Below are 16,937 nucleotides of genomic sequence, written 5' to 3'. Positions count from 1 at the left end.
TGCTGCAATCCCGCCCAGCTCATACAAAGCCAGCTCATAGAAAAATGTAGCCCATCAGGGCCTATACATCAGATAAGCCTCACCCGTAACCCGAATCATCGGATGCGGTGTGATCTGGCAAGTATCGACAATCCGGAAGCCATGCCGCTCGTAAAACCGACGAGCGCCTGTGTTCACCGCGTAGTCGATCAGGCTCAAGCCATTGAGCCCAAGCTGGTTGGCACGGTCGTAGGCGTAGGCGAGGAATTGCTTGCCCAGCCCCTGATTTCGCCAGCCTTCATGAAGCGCCAGGCTGGAAATATAGAGGGTGTCGGGGATTTCCATCGTGGCATAGGGCGCCAGGACCTGATCGGTCACGGGGGCCGCCAGCGGATCGTGACGCATCACGTAGCTGTGCATCATGCCGATTACATTTCCCTCGGCCTCGGCAATGAGGCAGTTCTGCCAGGAAAAATCCACGCCTTCACGTGCATAGCGACTGGCACCGACATCCAATAGGTCCTGACCAGGCTGCGCCAGTTGGCTCCAGATGTAGTCCGCAGCGCCTTCTGATGAAATCTGAAACAAACGAGCAATCTCCCGCGCATCCGCGCGCAGGGCCGAACGAAATTCAACTGCCATTTACCTGCCCCCACAGGACCGCTAGCGGACCACGCCTTCTTCGATCAACAACTTGAGAATCGCTTCAGCCCCAGCCTCCGCACTCAACCCTTTAAGCACCTGCCCACCCCCGCCACTGGCCTTGGCCGTCGCGGCTTTCATCCGGTCCGCGCCGCTCTTGGCCTTGATCACCTTCAAGCGTTTCGGCCGTGGCTTGGCCGGTTGTAACGTGGCAACGGCCAGCAATTCATCATCAACCACTTCAACTTCGTCAGCCTGCAACACACCGCGCCGGGCCGGGCCGTAGGCGCTCTGCCGAGGTTTCGGTGCGGCGTTATCCACCGTCGCGAGAAACGGCAGGCGCACTTTCAAACGACGGCGTTGACCACGTGGCAGGGCTTGCAGCACCAGTGCCGAACCGCCATCGATGGATTCAACTTGAGCCAGCCCTACGACGAGCGGCCAGCCCAGATTTTCCGCCAGTAGAAACGGCAACATGCCCGAGCCTTCGCCGGTTTCCGCCTGGCTGCCGGTCAGCACGACCTGGGCTCCGGCGTCACGCAAATACGCCGTCAATGCCGGCAATGCATCGGCGCCTGAAGGTTGTTCAAGCACATGCAACTGGTCCAGGCCCATGCCCAGATACGCGCGCAATGCAGGTTCTGCGACGTCGCCGGCATGCAGCACTTGCAGGTTATCCCCAGCCAGTTGCAGACCCAGTTCCACTGCTCGCGCATCCTGCTCCGCGCGACGTGGCCGACCGGAAGTCGGGTGGGCGCCGATGGACACCAGGCTGATGATTTTCGTGCTCATAACCCTTTCCTTTCCTTAAGCCGCATCGCGCTTGGCTTCATTGCGGTAAGCCTCTACCGCATCGATCAAGGCTTGAAGAATCTCGGCGCTCTCGCCGATCACCGACAGGTCGGCCCGTTTGATCATGTCGCAACCAGGATCGAGATTGATTGCCACCACCTTGTCGCAGGCACCGATGCCTTGCAGATGCTGGATTGCCCCGGAAATCCCCACCGCCACGTAAACCCGTGCGGTGACCCAGGTACCGGACGCACCAACCTGACGGTCGCGCGCCATGAAGCCATCGTCCACTGCCACACGGGACGCGCCTTCGGTAGCGCCCAGCGCTTCGGCCGTCCTGTGGAAAAGTCCCCAGTCCTTGACCCCGTTGCCGCCGGAGAAGATGAATTCGGCTTCGGCCATCGGAATCGCCGCCGGATCCACTGCCACCGCGCCCAAATCCTCGATGCGCGAGAGACTGCGGGCAACCGTTGTGGATAACTCCACCGGCAAGGCTTCGTGACGGGTTTCGCTGACCGGTTCGGCGCATTCGACGGCGGCAAGAATCAAGCGAGCGACCGGGCGCGCAAGGTCTTGCAAACCAGCACCGGCGCGGCCGATGCACTCCTGATCCTTGACCTGCCAGACTCGCGTGGCCGGGCGCTCGCCCAGTGCTGCGGCAAAGCGTCGACCCAGTTCACCACCGCCACTGCGGCTGTCCGGCAGCAACCAGTGGCGCGGGCTGAACTGGTTATCCACAGCCCGCAGGCCCTGGACTCTTTGTTCCGGTGCATAACCGCTGAATTCGTCGCCATCCAGCACCAGCAAGCGATCGACGCCAGCGGAGGCAAAAGCGTTTTCTTTGTGTTCGCCGAAGACCACGGCCAACACCGCGCCGTCCTGGCCGGCCAACTGATGAGCCAGACCTAGCAAGTCGCGGTCGTGGCTGCTCAAGCGGCCGCCGACCATGTCCGGCACCACGCTGATGTAAAACGCAGGTGCAGGCACTTGATGCAGCGGCAATTGCACTTCAACCGCGGCCGAGCGTTTGCTCGCACCGCCCTGTTGAGCGCCGCTGCGGTCGATCCGTTTGATGCCGTTGGGACCGATAAAACCGATGCCGTGGGGATTCTTGCGGATGACGCCATTAGGCCCCATCCAGCTGTGCTGCGCCGGTTGCATGGCCGCGTGCAGCGGGTGCAGGCGGTTGCGGGCGATCCATTCGGCGCGTGGGTCGCGGCGGATAATGTCGCTCATCAGTGGGCCTCCGCAGGTTCACGTTGGGCCGGTTTGGTCGGCTTACTTGGCGCAGCGTCTTCGAGCAACGCGTCCGCCACCAGTTCGGCGATGTCCTTGATCAGCGGCCGGGGTTCGACCACGCCTTCGAGCATCGCGGTGCATTGTGGACAACCCACGGCCACCAGTTCGGCGCCGGTTTCGCGGATGTCTTCCATGCGCATGTCGGGGATCCGCTGCTTGCCTGGAATGTCGGTAATCGGCGCACCGCCGCCACCGCCGCAGCAGCGCGAGCGGAAACCGGAGCGTTGCATTTCCTTGATCTCGATCCCGAGGGCGCGCAGTACTTCACGCGGTGCCTCGTATTCGCCGTTGTAGCGGCCGAGGTAGCATGGGTCGTGATAGGTCACGCTGCTGCCTTTGTGCTGGCCGAGGTTCAGGGCGCCAGCGCCGATGATTTCGGCCATGTAGGTGCTGTGGTGCTGAACGAGGTAGTTGCCGTCGAAGGCACCGTACTCGTTTTTCAGCACGTGGAAGCTGTGCGGGTCGCAGGTGACGATGCGGTTGAAGTTGTACTTGGCCAGGGTCTGGATGTTGCGTTTGGCCAACAACTGGAAAGTCGCTTCATCGCCCAGCCGTCGGGCCACGTCACCACTATCACGCTCTTCAAGGCCGAGCACCGCGAAGTCGACCTTGGCCGCTTTCAGCACTTTGACGAAGGCGCGCAAGGTGCGCTGGTTGCGCATGTCGAAGGCACCGTCGCCGACCCAGAACAGCACGTCGACCGATTTCTTCTCGCTGAGCAGGTTCAGGTTCAAATCCGCCGCCCAGTTCATCCGCCCGCCCGGCGCGAAACCACCAGGGTTGTCGGTGGCGATCAGGTTCTCGAGGACTTCGGCGCCCTTGTTCGGGGTCGCGCCTTTTTCCAGAGTTAGATGGCGACGCATGTCGACGATGGCGTCGACGTGCTCGATCATCATCGGGCATTCCTCGACGCAGGCACGGCAAGTGGTGCAGGACCACAGGGTTTCAGCGTCCACCAGACCGTTGACGATCGGTTGATGCGGATTGCCGGCGTGTTCGCCGATGGCTTTGCCTGGATACGGACTACCGGCGAACTTGGCGTCGGTGCCACCGGCGAGGCCGACCACCATGTCTTGAATCAGTTTTTTCGGGTTCAGTGGCTGGCCAGCGGCGAACGCCGGGCACGCGGCTTCGCACTTACCGCACTGCACGCAGGCATCGAAGCCGAGCAGTTGGTTCCAGGTGAAATCCTTGGGTTTTTCTACACCCAGTGGCGCGGTCGGATCGTTCAGGTCCAGCGGTTTCAAACCGGTGGAACGGCCGCCACCAAAACGTTCGGCGCGACGGTGCCAGGCCAGGTGCAGGGCACCGGCGAAGGCGTGCTTCATTGGCCCGCCCCAGGTCATGCCGAAGAACAATTCCGACACGCCCCAGAGCACGCCAACGCCGAGGATCGCCGCCACCACCCAGCCGCCGAAGTTTTCCGGGAGGATGCCGGCGACCGGCAAGGTCAACAGGAAAAAGCTCGCCGAGAACGCCAACAGGCTTTTCGGCAGGCGCATCCACGGCCCTTTGGACAGGCGAGCCGGTGGGTTGCGACGACGCAGAAACATGAAAATCGCACCGACGAACATCACCGCCGAAGCAATCAGCAGGGCAACACCGAGAAGGCGACTCTGCAGGCCGAAACCGTGAACCAGTATCGCCAGCACCATCGACGCCACCGCGCCACCCGCCGTAGCGACGTGAGTGTTGGCGATGTATTTGTCCCGCGCGACGACATGGTGCAAGTCGACCATGTAGCGCTTGGGCATAGCGAACAGGCCACCGATCAGGTCGACTTTCGAAGCCCGGCCTCGGCGCCACATAGCCACCCGTCGCAACGCGCCCAGGACAGCGAGTCCGGTGGCTGCGAACAACAGGATTGGAAGAAGGGTGTTCAACATGGTGGAGCTCCCAAAGACCGCGGGGTCTTGCAGGCCTAACTACCTGGATGCCTTGCTCGATTCCTTGTAGGAGCGAGGCTTGCCCGCGAATGCGATGGATCAGCCGACATCAATGTTGAATGTCAGGACGCCTTCGCGGGCAAGCCTCGCTCCTACAAGGGTTATCCACAAGCTCTTAGAAATCCTTGCACAACCGCAGGGCGTCGTAGATCGCCGCGTGGGTGTTGCGCTGCGCCACGCAGTCGCCAATGCGGAACAGCAAGTAGCCGTCGCCCGCCTGGCTCAGCGAAGGTTGCGGCTTGATCGCGAACAAGGCTTCGATGTCCATCTGGCCTTTGTTGCGCGAGCCTTCCTTCAGGGCGTAGTAGATTTCTTCGTCCGGACGCACGCCGTTTTCGACGACCACCTGATCCACCACCCGCTCCTCTTTGGCGCCGGTGTATTCGTTTTCCAGCACCGCCACCAGCTTGTCGCCTTCGCGGTAGACCTTCTCCAGCATCATGTCCCCGGTCATGATCACTTCTTTGGGGTACATGCTGCGGTAGTACGTCGGGAACGAGGTGCCGCCAATCGCCACGCCCGGCTTGATGTCGTCGGTGACGATCTCGACCTGGCTGCCCTTGTCGGCGAGGAAGTCGGCGGTCGACATCCCGGTGAATTCGCAAATGGTGTCGTAGACCAGCACGTTCTTGCCCGGTGCAACCTTGCCATCAAGGATGTCCCAGCTGCTGACCACCAGGCCTTCAGCCGCGCCCCAATGTTCGTTCTGCTCCAGGAATGGATGACCGCCGACGGCGAGCACCACCACGTCCGGACGCAGGTCCAGGATAGTTGCCGCATCGGCCGCCACGCCCAGGCGCAGGTCGACTTTCAAACGCGCCAGCTCAAGCTGGAACCAGCGAGTGATACCGGCAATCTGGTCACGCTGTGGCGCTTTCGACGCGGTGGTGATCTGCCCACCGATGAACTCTTTCTTCTCGAACAGGGTTACGTCATGGCCACGTTCGGCCGACACGCGAGCGGCTTCCATTCCGGCAGGACCGGCACCGACCACCACAACTTTGCGCTTCACACCGGTCGACTTCTCGATGATGTGCGGCACGCCCATGTATTCACGGGAGGTCGCGGCGTTCTGGATGCACAAGACATCCAGGCCCTGGTACTGACGGTCGATGCAGTAGTTGGCGCCGACGCATTGTTTGATCTGGTCGACCTGACCCATTTTGATCTTGGCGATCAGGTGCGGGTCGGCGATGTGGGCGCGGGTCATGCCGACCATGTCCACGTAGCCGCCTTCCAGAATACGGGTCGCCTGGTTCGGGTCCTTGATGTTCTGCGCGTGCAAAACAGGGGCCTTGACCACTTCTTTGATACCGGCAGCCAGGTGCAGGAACGGCTCCGGTGGATAACTCATGTTCGGAATAACGTTGGCCAGGGTGTTGTGGGTGTCGCAACCCGAACCCACCACGCCGATGAAGTCGATCATGCCGGTGTCGTCGTAGTACTTGGCGATCTGCTTCATGTCCTCGTGGGACAAGCCGTCCGGGTGGAACTCGTCACCGCACAGACGAATGCCGACGCAGAAATCCGGGCCGACTTCGGCCCGCACAGCCTTGATCACTTCCAGGCCGAAACGCATGCGGTTCTCGAAGCTGCCGCCCCATTCGTCGGTACGCTTGTTGACCCGCGGGCTCCAGAACTGGTCGATCATGTGCTGGTGCACTGCCGACAGTTCGACGCCGTCCAGGCCACCGGCCTTGGCGCGGCCAGCCGCAGTGGCGTAGTTGCCGATCACCCGCCAGATTTCTTCCGGCTCGATAGTTTTGCAGGTCGCGCGGTGCACCGGTTCACGGATGCCTGAAGGCGACAGCAGGGTTGGCCAATGCTCGCCGTCCCAACGGGAACGACGCCCCATGTGGGTAATCTGGATCATGATCTTGGCGCCATGCTTGTGCATGGCATCGGCCAGGTTCTGGAAGTGCGGAATGATCCGGTCGTCGGCCAGATTGACCGACTTCCACCAGCCTTGCGGGCTGTCGATGGCCACACTGGAGGAACCGCCGCAAATCGCCAGGCCGATCCCGCCCTTGGCTTTCTCTTCGTAATACTTGACGTACCGGTCGGTGGTCATGCCGCCGTCGGTGGCATAGACCTCGGCGTGCGCGGTGCTGAGCACGCGGTTACGGATGGTCAGTTTGCCGATCTGGATCGGCTGGAACATTGCTTCGAAAGCCATGGCGGGGTCCTCGACTTACAACGGCTTGACGGTGAACAAACCGTCGTCGTGGCCTTCTTCGGAGCCACCGTAGACTTGTTCGGCAACCGTGCGGATCTTGCTGCCGCGGGCTTGCAGAATCTGGTCCATAGCACCAGCAAACCAGCCCGTGAACATGTAGTCGACCTTGCGCCCGACCTTGCCGTACACGTAGACGAACGCCGAGTGTTCGAGCTTGACGCTGGCAGTGCCTTTGTCGAGGTCGATGTCCTGGATCTTGAACAGGCCCCAGCCGCGCTGCGACAGGCGCTTCATGTAGTGCTCGAACACTGCGACGCCTTCCAGGCCGTGGCATTCAGCTTCTTTTTCACACCAGTGCCAGGCGGATTTGTAGCCGGCCTTGTAGAGGATTTCGGCGTAGGCGTCGGCGCCCAGCACTTCCTCGATGCCCATGTGGTTGTTGACGAAGAAGTGACGCGGTACGTACAGCATCGGCAGGGCGTCGGAGGTCCAGACACCGGTTTCGCTGTCGACTTCGATTGGCAATTGCGGGGCGATCTTGGCCATGGAAACTTAACTCCAGAAAATTCGTGGTCAGTACGTAGCAAAGCTTTTGCTTTGCTCTTATAGAAAAGCCGTGTGAATGACTTTGGAGCCGTAGCGAGCACGTCGAGAGCAAGGAAGGACCGGAGCGACAAGCGAGACAGTACGGGACGTACGGCGAGTTTGGCGCGAGGACCTGACGCAGCTATCGGCGAGCGGAGTAGGCTCCAGAGTTATTCACTCGCCCCAGACGTCCTTGAGGACGTTCACCCAGTTCTCGCCCATGATCTTGCGGACCACGCGCTCGGAATGGCCGCGCTTGAGCAGGGTTTCGGTCAGGTTCGGGAACTCGCCGACGGTGCGGATGCCCAGCGGATTGATGATCTTGCCGAAACTGGTCAGACGGCGGGCGTAGCCTTTGTCATGGGTCAGGTATTCGAAGAAGTCCTGGCCATGGCCCTGGGTAAAGTCAGTGCCGATGCCGATGGCGTCTTCGCCGACGATGTTCATGGTGTATTCGATGGCTTCGGCGTAATCGTCGATGGTCGAATCGATGCCTTTGGCCAGGAATGGCGCAAACATGGTCACACCGACAAAGCCGCCGTGATCGGCGATGAACTTCAGTTCTTCATCGGATTTGTTGCGCGGGTGAATTTTCAGACCCGACGGCAGGCAGTGGGAGTAGCAGACCGGCTTCTTGGATTCGAGGATGACTTCTTCGGAAGTTTTCGAACCGACGTGGGACAGGTCGCACATGACGCCGACGCGGTTCATCTCGGCGACGATTTCACGACCGAAGCCCGACAGGCCGCCATCACGCTCGTAGCAGCCGGTACCGACCAGGTTTTGGGTGTTGTAGCACATCTGCACGATACCGACGCCCAGCTGCTTGAAGACCTCGACGTAGCCGATCTGGTCTTCAAAGGCGTGAGCATTCTGAAAGCCGAACAGGATGCCGGTCTTGCCCTGCTCCTTGGCCTTGCGAATATCGGCGGTGGTGCGCACTGGAATCACCAGGTCGCTGTTTTCGCGGATCAGCTTCTGGCTGGCGGCGATATTGTTGACGGTGGCCTGGAAGCCCTCCCACACCGACACGGTGCAGTTGGCCGCGGTCAGACCGCCCTTGCGCATGTCTTCGAACAGCTCACGGTTCCACTTGGCAATAATCAGACCGTCGATAACGATGCTGTCGGCGTGCAATTCGGCTGGGCTCATCAGGCTGTCCCCTATTAGCGATTCATGCGCCGAATCGTGTGTCGGCGCTTTGGGGCCAGCATATGCCTGAGGGACGGGGTAGCCGGGTGCAAAAACGACAGGGGGTTTGCCGAAAGCGTCAATCCGCGACAAAGGGTCATCGTGGGACGTCATGGGCCACCTGTTCAAGGGCCTTCGCATGGGCCAGAATTCGCGGCATTACTGGATGCTTTACTGATAAGGGGCGGCGACGCAATGAAATCGATCTTCCTGGCGTTAGCACTGATAGCGACCGGCGTACACGCGGCGGAAGAGTCCGACGACAACCCGTGCGATGCCGTCGAAAACGACGTCCAGACCCTGGAATGCTCGGCCTACAGCAGAACCACCGCCGAACAGTTGCTCAAAGACAACTACCAGAGCCTGACCGAGCACATGCAGACACTCTACGGCAAGAACCCGGCGCAACTGGCCGACATCACCGCCAAGCTCAAGGCCGCTCAGCAGCAATGGCTGAAGACCCGGGACGCGGATTGCGCGGTTGAGGTGTTTCCAGCGACGAGTGGTAGCAAGGCGTTTACGATTGCGCAGAATGATTGCGTGGCGCGAATGAGTGATGAGCGGTCGGAGTTTTTGGAGTCGATTGGGCAGGAGTGAGGCGTCAGAGCGCCTGCCACACTGACTCAAGAGCGGTCAGCAATTTTTTGCTCGCCGTTTTATCAATCTCCAGATCGGCGCAATAAATAAACCACCCGGAAAAAGCATCCAGCGTCTGCTCGATGTAGCGTTCGGGCTCAAGGAAACTGAACGGTTTGCACACTTCAATGAGTGCCTTGCGTGAGGGTTTGCCTTTTCCCGCGAAGGCTGTGGTGTGCTCGTTGCCGCGCCCTGCGGTGCTGGAAAAGGTCAGATCGTAAGCCGGAGCCATTTTCCAGCCGTCCTTACCGCCAAAAAACGAGAAGTTCTTCGCGTGATCGTCGTGGTTATGAGCGAGAGCGTTGAAGACCATCAATCGGGCCATTTTCTCGACCTCGGTCGCATCCTTGGTCATTGCCCAGGTCGCTCGTAGTAAATCACTGTAATCGAGGCTTGGCGCACGGAAGTCGGCATATAGAATCGCCGCAGCGGTAAGCATGTGACGCTTGGAACCTGCGTCTCGATCGAAGCGTTTCGTGGCGAAGAATTGCTCGACACCCTTGGTGGTTTCTACCTGAAACAGTTTCGACTCGGAAATTTCTACCCCTGCCCGATGGGCCATCAGAGCATAAGCCTGCTCAATGGCGCCGCTATCACGATGCTCCTCTTCGCAGCGAAATTTGATCAACCAGTGCTCATAACCCTTGGGCATTTCACCAAATGACGAAACGGCGCGGCGCTTGTCCGGCGACAGACCAATCACTGCTTTGGGCCGAGCACCACCGGGGGAACCACCCGCCAGGCGCAGAGATGTAATGACCTCGTCAGCGCTGCCTGAAAGTATCGTTTGTGATGCCTCATAGAGCGCGGCTAAATCGAGGTCTTCGTCTGCTTCAACGGTTTCGAACATCGGCACGTATTCAAGCGCGCCCATGCTTCGATTGCCCATATAGGCCAGACGATCCAGCGGTCCGATTGCGTGGCGCTCGATTCTCAACTGAGCTTGGAAGAATCGATCCATGAGCAGCAATCCCCAGCCATCGGGCAACGAATCGCTGAAGGCACCGTGCAGGCCGTCGAACAACATCGGGTCAGCCGCCCTCTGGGGTTTGACCGAGAAATCCATATGAAACGGCGCAAGGGTGAATCCTTTCGCCAACCAGCCCGAATCATAAGAAAAGAACACACCCTGACGAGGAATCGCGACCAGTTCGCCGACTCGGGATCCTTGAAGCATGACGCTGAGTGCTTTGACGGATTTCATTGTCGGCCACGAGCCCTTTCGTAGTTTTTCAGTTCTTGGAGTGTCAGCAATTGAGCCGAGGCGAACAAATTCGTCAGCGGCTCCTCTGCCCCCAGGCAAATCGCGATCAACAACAAGCCATCCAGAGAGATCTTGCCGGTGGTTTCAAAGCGCTTGATATTCGACTCGGGGACGCCCGACTTTTGCGCGAGCGTGCGCCGCGAAAGGTTTTTGCTAAGCCTCAGACGCTTGGCATTCCCGGCGATCTGCAAAGCGATCTCTCCGGGGGAGTAGAGGATATGGGTAAGGGCCATGAGTCGACCTCATTTGAGTGTGAGCAAGTGTAGCAGTGCAAGCAACCACTTACTTTTAAAGGTCTATATGTTGTCCTTTATAGAGTAATTAGATATTTAAAGGTCAATATTTTACCTCTAAAAACATGCATCTCGGCACACGACTACCTTGACCTCAATCCTGATCGAATATCTTTTCCCACATCCCCCTCAGATCAAACCTACAACGCCCCATCCACTCCGGCTTCGAACGTTTTTCTTGAGCAACATACTGATAAATTTCGTTTATTGGCGGCCTGGAAAATATAAGTAAATATTCGCAAATCTTATAAAAGACTTATATTCTTCTATGACTATGGCATGCCTGATGTGGGCAATGTCAAAGCACTGGTTGGTCATAGCTACGCCTATCGACTTCGAGTGGGTAGCTATCGGGTTATGTTCGACTGGGATGACGCAATCAAAGTGGTCAGTATTCAAGAGGTAAAAAAACGCGATGAACGCACCTACTGACGTTCAAATCATCAATGATGCAGACGGAAACCCCGCATTCGTGGTCATTCCCTACGCACAATATGTGGCACAGAAGATCGAGCCCGATCTGATCCCTCACGAGGTGGTCAGTCGCATTGTCGATGGCGCGACACCTATTCGGGCCTGGCGCGAACATCTGAACCTTACTCAGGATGAAGTTGCCAAACGCATGGGTATCTCCCAACCGGCCTTCGCCCAGCAGGAGACTGTCGCCAAGCCACGCAAGGCGACCCGTGAAAAAATTGCCGCGGCTTTTGGCATCAACGCCGATCAACTTGAGCTGTAAGCTGCACGCCACTATCGGGAAAGGGATTCACATGAAAATCTGCGGCATCGAAATCAAAGGCAGCGAAGCGATCATCGCCGTGGCCTCCCTCGACGGTCAGGCACTGAGCCATGTCGCCTTGGCCACCAAGAAAATCGCCCTCGACGATGACGACGAAGCCGCGAACGTCAAAGTCTTTGCCGCTCAGGTGGCGTCGTTTGTGCGTGAGAATTCCATCGACCGGATCGCGATCAAGAAGCGCAGCAAGAAAGGTGAGTTCGCCGGTGGGCCGACGACGTTCAAGATCGAAGGTGTTTTCCAGTTGCTGGAAAATTGCGAGGTGACGCTGCTGTCGCCACAGACCATCAATGCGCAGAACAAGAAGTTCAACTTTGAACTGCCGGGGACGCTGAATAAGTATCAGCATGAGGCGTTTAAAGCGGCCTGCTCCGCCCTGATGAAGAAATAACGTCATACCACTTGTAGGAGCGAGGCTTGCCCGCGAAGGCGGCGTGTCAGGCGACAGTGAACTTGAATGTACCGGCCTCTTCGCGGGCAAGCCTCGCTCCTACAGGGATTGGGCTTCGCACCCTGTTGAGGTTCAGGCTTTTTGGCTTTGTCGGCGATCCTCCCGCGGACACCGCTCAAACCGCGCACGATAACTACGGGTGAAATACGACGGTGATTCAAATCCGCACGCAATACTCACTTCCAACACACTCATTTCCGTCTGCCGCAGCAACTTCCGCGCCTTCTCCAGCCTTAACCGCAGGTAGAAATTGCTCGGCGTGTCGTTCAGGTGCAGGCGAAACAGGCGTTCGAGCTGCCGTCGCGTCACCTTGATCGATTCGGCTAACGCCAATGTGCTCAGCGGCGGTTCGCTGTGCTGCTCCATCTCCCCGATCACATGCACCAGTTTCTTGTTGCTGATGCCATACCGCGTGGCGACTTCCATACGCTGGTGGTCTTTGCGCGGGCGGATGCGGCCGAGTACGAATTGTTCGCTGACCTGGATCGCCAGTTCCGGGCCGTGGGCCTGGCTGATGAGGTCGAGCATCAGGTCGATGGACGCGGTGCCGCCGGCGGAGGTAATGCGCCGGCGGTCGATCTCGAACAGCTCCTGAGTAACGCTGAGCTGTGGATAAGATTCTTTGAAGGCGTCGATGGCTTCCCAGTGCAGGGTCAGGCGATGGCCGTCGAGCAGGCCGGCCTCGGCGAGGACGAAGCTGCCGGTGTCGATGGCGCCGAGGGTGACGCCTTCGTTGTCCAGGCGGCGCAGCCAGTGCTCCAGCGCCGGGGTGGCGAATTTCAGCGGTTCGAAGCCCGCGACTACCAATAAGGTTGCACCTTTTTTCAGCGGTTCCAGCGCCGCATCGGCGTTGACCGACATGCCATTGCTGGCCAGCACCGCGCCGCCGTCGGCGCTCAGCACATGCCAGCGATACAGCTCGCCGCGAAAGCGATTGGCGACCCGCAGCGGCTCGATCGCCGAGATAAAACCGATGGCCGAGAAACCCGGCATCAACATGAAGTAGAAATCCTGGGACATGGAGCGCACTCGACTGGCAGGTAACGAGAGGGCGGGAAGCGTGTGGACGTTGATACGCCACTTGCGAGAGGCATTCAAGAGCACAGGTCGCTGCAGTGCAAGAGCTGGTCGCCGCAGTGCGCTTTAGCAGGCCTTAAGCTGCGTAACTTGGGCATCACCGGCGCACGAAGATGCCGGAACCCACAATAACGACCTGCCGAGGAACCCGACATGAAACGACTGATCAGCAGCTGTGTTCTTGCACTCAGCGGTACCGCTTTCTTGAGCGCCAGCGTCATGGCGGCCGAACCTGCTTCATGCCAGAACGTGCGCATGGGCGTAGTGAACTGGACGGACGTGATCGCCACCAGCGCCATGACCCAAGTCCTGCTCGATGGCCTCGGCTACAACACCAAACAAACCAGCGCTTCCCAGCAAATCATCTTCGCCGGTATCCGTGACCAGCGCCTGGACCTGTTCCTGGGCTACTGGAACCCGCTGATGACCCAGACCATCACCCCGTTCGTCGATGGCAAGCAGGTCAAAGTGCTTGAAGCACCGAGCCTCAAAGACGCCCGCGCCACCCTGGCCGTACCGACGTATCTCGCCGACAAGGGCCTGAAAACCTTCGCCGACATCGCCACGTTTGAAAAGGAACTGGGCGGCAAGATCTACGGCATCGAGCCAGGTTCAGGCGCCAACACCCAGATCAAAGCGATGATCGCCAAGAATCAGTTTGGCCTCGGCAAGTTCCAGTTGGTCGAGTCCAGTGAGGCCGGCATGCTCGCGGCGGTGGATCGCGCCGTACGGCGCAAAGAGGCCGTGGTGTTCTTCGGCTGGGCGCCGCACCCGATGAACGTCAACGTGAAAATGACTTATCTCACCGGTAGCGAAGACGCCCTCGGCCCGAACGAAGGCATGGCCACGGTCTGGACTGTCATTTCGCCGAACTACGCGCAGCAATGCCCGAACATTGGTCGTTTGCTGAGCAACCTGACATACACCGCCGAAGACGAGAGCCGGATGATGCAGCCGCTGCTGGATCACAAGGACGCCTTCGAATCGGCCAAGCAATGGCTGAAAGATCACCCGCAAGACAAGCAACGCTGGCTCGAAGGCGTGACCACCTTCGATGGCAAACCAGCCGCTGAGAACCTGCAACTAACGACCCAATAAACCCGATTGAACCACCGACTCGCAGCCCGACCGGGCTGCGAACGGAATCATCACGCCTGCAAGGAACCCGCCTCATGAACCACGACGTCATCATCACCTGCGCACTCACCGGTGCTGGCGACACGACCGCCAAGAGCCCACACGTGCCGGTCACCCCGAAACAAATTGCCGCTGCCGCCGTGGAAGCCGCCAAGGCTGGCGCCACCGTGGTCCACTGCCACGTTCGTAATCCCGAAACCGGCAAATTCAGCCGTGATGTAGCGCTGTACCGCGAAGTGATGGAGCGCATCCGCGAAGCCGACGTCGACATCATCGTCAACCTCACCGCCGGCATGGGCGGCGACCTGGAAATCGGCGCTGGCGAGAACCCGATGGAGTTCGGCCCGAACACCGACCTGGTCGGCCCGCTGACCCGGCTGGCCCACGTTGAAGAACTGCTGCCGGAAATCTGCACCCTCGATTGCGGCACCCTGAACTTCGGCGACGGCGACACCATTTACGTGTCCACCCCGGCCCAGCTACGCGCTGGCGCCAAGCGCATTCAAGAGCTGGGCGTGAAGGCCGAGCTGGAAATCTTCGACACCGGTCACCTGTGGTTCGCCAAGCAGATGATCAAGGAAGGGTTGCTCGACGACCCGCTGTTCCAACTCTGCCTGGGCATCCCGTGGGGCGCGCCGGCCGACACCACCACCATGAAAGCCATGGTCGACAACCTGCCTGCCAATGCGGTCTGGGCCGGTTTCGGCATCGGTCGCATGCAAATGCCGATGGCCGCACAAGCAGTGCTGCTCGGCGGCAACGTGCGGGTCGGTCTGGAAGACAACATCTGGTTGGACAAGGGCGTACTGGCGACCAACGGCCAACTGGTCGAACGCGCCTCGGAGATCCTCAGCCGTCTCGGCGCCCGTGTCCTGACCCCGGCTGAAGGGCGGGCAAAAATGGGCCTGATCAAGCGCGGTTAACACGAACACCCATCAACTGTAGGAGCGAAGCTTGCTCGCGAAGACGGCTTTCCTGTCGCAAGAAATCTGCCGGATGTACCGGCCTCTTCGCGAGCAAGCTTCGCTCCTACAGGGTCACCGAATTTTTTTAGGAAGTCGCCATGAGTTTTATCACCGAAATCAAAACCTTCGCAGCCCTGGGCAGCGGTGTCATCGGCAGTGGTTGGGTGTCCCGCGCCCTCGCCCACGGCCTCGATGTGGTGGCCTGGGACCCGGCACCCGGCGCCGAAGCAGCCCTGCGAAAACGCGTCGCCAATGCCTGGGGTGCGCTGGAGAAACAAGGCCTGGCGCCGGGTGCATCGCAAGACCGGTTGCGCTTTGTCGCCACCATCGAAGAGTGTGTGCGCGACGCAGATTTCATTCAGGAAAGCGCTCCGGAACGCCTGGATCTGAAACTGGAACTGCACAGCAAAATCAGCGCGGCGGCCAAGCCGAATGCACTGATCGGCTCCAGTACTTCCGGCCTGTTGCCGAGCGAGTTCTACGAGAGTTCGACGCACCCGGAACGCTGCGTTGTCGGCCACCCGTTCAACCCGGTTTATCTGCTGCCGCTGGTGGAAGTGGTTGGCGGCAAAAACACGGCGCCCGAAGCCGTTCAAGCGGCAATGAAAGTGTATGAATCCTTAGGGATGCGTCCGCTGCATGTGCGCAAGGAAGTCCCCGGTTTTATCGCCGACCGCTTGCTCGAAGCGCTCTGGCGTGAGGCGCTGCACCTGGTTAACGACGGTGTGGCGACCACCGGTGAGATCGACGATGCCATTCGTTTTGGTGCGGGCCTGCGCTGGTCGTTCATGGGCACGTTTTTGACGTACACCCTGGCGGGTGGCGATGCAGGAATGCGGCACTTCATGGCGCAATTCGGGCCGGCGCTGCAGCTGCCCTGGACTTATTTACCGGCGCCGGAGCTGACCGACAAGCTGATCGATGATGTGGTGGATGGCACCAGTGATCAGTTGGGCACGCACAGCATTTCGGCGCTGGAGCGCTATCGTGATGATTGTTTGCTGGCGGTGCTGGAGGCGGTGAAGACCACCAAAGAGAAGCATGGGATGGCGTTCAGCGAATAACCCTCCCCACTGATCGTTCCCACGTCGAGGCGTCGAACCGTCTGCGTGGGAATGCCTCAATGGACGCTCTGCGTCCGCTCTTGGGACGCGGAGCGTCCCGGGCTGCATTCCCACGCGGAGCGTGGGAACGATCATCCCCGATCATGCCTGGAGAGAATCATGCCCACCCTCACCACCTACCAAACCAAAATCATCCCCGACTGGGTCGACTACAACGGCCACCTGCGCGATGCCTTCTACCTGCTGATTTTCAGCTGCGCCACCGACGCGCTGATGGATCGCCTGGGAATGGACAGCAACAACCGCGAAGCCAGCGGCAACTCGCTGTTCACCCTCGAACTGCACCTCAATTACCTGCACGAAGTGAAGCTCGACACCGACGTCGAAGTGCACACCCAAATCATCGGCCACGACAGCAAACGTCTGCACCTCTATCACAGCCTGCATCGGGTGGGCGACGACAAGGAGCTGGCGGGCAACGAGCAAATGCTGCTGCACGTCGACCTCGCCGGCCCTAGATCCGCACCCTTCAGCGAAGAGACCTTGAGCAAGCTGCAAACCATCGTCGCCGAGCAAGCCGACCTGCCCGCCCCCGCCTACATTGGCCGAGTGATCGCATTACCGCCGAAAAAATGACAAGGAGA

At 59.6% G+C, this 16,937-nt stretch carries 18 protein-coding genes; 8 read left to right on the top strand and 10 right to left on the bottom strand.

The window, feature by feature from the left end; genetic code table 11:
* Positions 1-54 precede the first annotated feature (54 nt).
* The 7 genes from ACYZT5_RS26950 to ACYZT5_RS26920 form a co-directional block, all read right to left on the bottom strand.
* Positions 55-621 carry a GNAT family N-acetyltransferase gene (locus tag ACYZT5_RS26950; protein ID WP_462048143.1) on the bottom strand — a complete coding sequence of 189 codons (567 nt, stop codon included), beginning with the start codon at positions 619-621 and terminating at the stop codon, positions 55-57.
* Positions 622-642: 21 nt separating this feature from the next.
* Positions 643-1,413, bottom strand: a complete 771-nt coding sequence (etfB, locus tag ACYZT5_RS26945) for an electron transfer flavoprotein subunit beta (protein WP_462048142.1) — start codon at positions 1,411-1,413, stop codon at positions 643-645.
* A gap of 15 nt (positions 1,414-1,428) precedes the next feature.
* Positions 1,429-2,649: an electron transfer flavoprotein subunit alpha gene (gene etfA, locus ACYZT5_RS26940; RefSeq protein WP_462048141.1), complete on the bottom strand. Its 1,221-nt coding sequence runs from the start codon at positions 2,647-2,649 to the stop codon at positions 1,429-1,431.
* Positions 2,649-4,598, bottom strand: a complete 1,950-nt coding sequence (dgcB, locus tag ACYZT5_RS26935) for a dimethylglycine demethylation protein DgcB (protein WP_462048140.1) — start codon at positions 4,596-4,598, stop codon at positions 2,649-2,651. Before dgcB ends, etfA begins: the two co-directional genes overlap by 1 nt.
* Before the next feature lie 175 nt (positions 4,599-4,773).
* A complete protein-coding gene (gene dgcA, locus ACYZT5_RS26930) occupies positions 4,774-6,834 on the bottom strand; it encodes a dimethylglycine demethylation protein DgcA (RefSeq protein ID WP_309675375.1) in 2,061 nt (686 codons plus the stop codon).
* A 15-nt stretch (positions 6,835-6,849) separates the two neighbouring features.
* Positions 6,850-7,380: a DUF5943 domain-containing protein gene (locus ACYZT5_RS26925; RefSeq protein ID WP_008033249.1), complete on the bottom strand. Its 531-nt coding sequence runs from the start codon at positions 7,378-7,380 to the stop codon at positions 6,850-6,852.
* 213 nt (positions 7,381-7,593) lie between these two features.
* Positions 7,594-8,571, bottom strand: coding sequence for a dipeptidase (locus ACYZT5_RS26920; RefSeq protein ID WP_008033250.1), 978 nt, complete (start codon positions 8,569-8,571; stop codon positions 7,594-7,596).
* A gap of 234 nt (positions 8,572-8,805) precedes the next feature.
* On the opposite strand from ACYZT5_RS26920, the gene ACYZT5_RS26915 reads away from it, so the two are divergent.
* Positions 8,806-9,207 carry a lysozyme inhibitor LprI family protein gene (locus ACYZT5_RS26915; protein WP_462048139.1) on the top strand — a complete coding sequence of 134 codons (402 nt, stop codon included), beginning with the start codon at positions 8,806-8,808 and terminating at the stop codon, positions 9,205-9,207.
* 4 nt (positions 9,208-9,211) lie between these two features.
* On the opposite strand, the gene ACYZT5_RS26910 is transcribed toward ACYZT5_RS26915, so the two are convergent.
* Positions 9,212-10,450 carry a type II toxin-antitoxin system HipA family toxin gene (locus ACYZT5_RS26910; protein WP_462048138.1) on the bottom strand — a complete coding sequence of 413 codons (1,239 nt, stop codon included), beginning with the start codon at positions 10,448-10,450 and terminating at the stop codon, positions 9,212-9,214.
* Positions 10,447-10,743, bottom strand: coding sequence for a helix-turn-helix domain-containing protein (locus tag ACYZT5_RS26905; protein WP_462048137.1), 297 nt, complete (start codon positions 10,741-10,743; stop codon positions 10,447-10,449). Before ACYZT5_RS26905 ends, ACYZT5_RS26910 begins: the two co-directional genes overlap by 4 nt.
* Positions 10,744-11,037: 294 nt before the next feature.
* Here ACYZT5_RS26905 and ACYZT5_RS26900 point away from each other — a divergent pair, with 294 nt between their 5' ends.
* Genes ACYZT5_RS26900 through ACYZT5_RS26890 form a run of 3 tightly spaced genes read left to right on the top strand, consistent with a single transcriptional unit; the run spans position 11,038 to position 11,990 of the window.
* Complete coding sequence (locus tag ACYZT5_RS26900) at positions 11,038-11,235, top strand: type II toxin-antitoxin system RelE family toxin (RefSeq protein ID WP_462052317.1); 198 nt, start codon at positions 11,038-11,040, stop codon at positions 11,233-11,235.
* Complete coding sequence (locus ACYZT5_RS26895; RefSeq protein WP_462048136.1) at positions 11,219-11,542, top strand: helix-turn-helix domain-containing protein; 324 nt, start codon at positions 11,219-11,221, stop codon at positions 11,540-11,542. The genes ACYZT5_RS26900 and ACYZT5_RS26895 overlap by 17 nt, the downstream gene beginning before the upstream one ends.
* A gap of 31 nt (positions 11,543-11,573) precedes the next feature.
* Entirely contained in the window at positions 11,574-11,990 is a 417-nt protein-coding gene (locus ACYZT5_RS26890) for a DUF3010 family protein (RefSeq protein WP_462048135.1), read from the top strand.
* A 132-nt stretch (positions 11,991-12,122) separates the two neighbouring features.
* Here ACYZT5_RS26890 and ACYZT5_RS26885 read toward each other — a convergent pair whose 3' ends face one another.
* Positions 12,123-13,070, bottom strand: coding sequence for a GlxA family transcriptional regulator (locus tag ACYZT5_RS26885; RefSeq protein WP_462048134.1), 948 nt, complete (start codon positions 13,068-13,070; stop codon positions 12,123-12,125).
* A 210-nt stretch (positions 13,071-13,280) separates the two neighbouring features.
* Between ACYZT5_RS26885 and choX the strand changes: the two genes are divergently transcribed.
* The 4 genes from choX to ACYZT5_RS26865 all read left to right on the top strand — a co-directional run bounded on the left by choX (position 13,281) and on the right by ACYZT5_RS26865 (position 16,929).
* Entirely contained in the window at positions 13,281-14,225 is a 945-nt protein-coding gene (gene choX, locus ACYZT5_RS26880) for a choline ABC transporter substrate-binding protein (protein WP_462048133.1), read from the top strand.
* A 74-nt stretch (positions 14,226-14,299) separates the two neighbouring features.
* A complete protein-coding gene (locus tag ACYZT5_RS26875) occupies positions 14,300-15,187 on the top strand; it encodes a beta-keto acid cleavage family enzyme (RefSeq protein WP_462048132.1) in 888 nt (295 codons plus the stop codon).
* A 140-nt stretch (positions 15,188-15,327) separates the two neighbouring features.
* Positions 15,328-16,293, top strand: a complete 966-nt coding sequence (locus tag ACYZT5_RS26870) for an L-carnitine dehydrogenase (RefSeq protein WP_019580670.1) — start codon at positions 15,328-15,330, stop codon at positions 16,291-16,293.
* Positions 16,294-16,452: 159 nt separating this feature from the next.
* Positions 16,453-16,929 (top strand): thioesterase family protein, encoded by a 477-nt coding sequence (locus ACYZT5_RS26865; RefSeq protein ID WP_462048131.1) that lies wholly within the window; start codon positions 16,453-16,455, stop codon positions 16,927-16,929.
* Positions 16,930-16,937 lie beyond the last annotated feature (8 nt).

This window comes from Pseudomonas sp. LB3P14 (assembly GCF_054898045.1).
The sequence above is the reverse complement of the archived record's forward strand: the minus strand, read 5'-3'. Positions and strand labels throughout refer to the sequence as shown.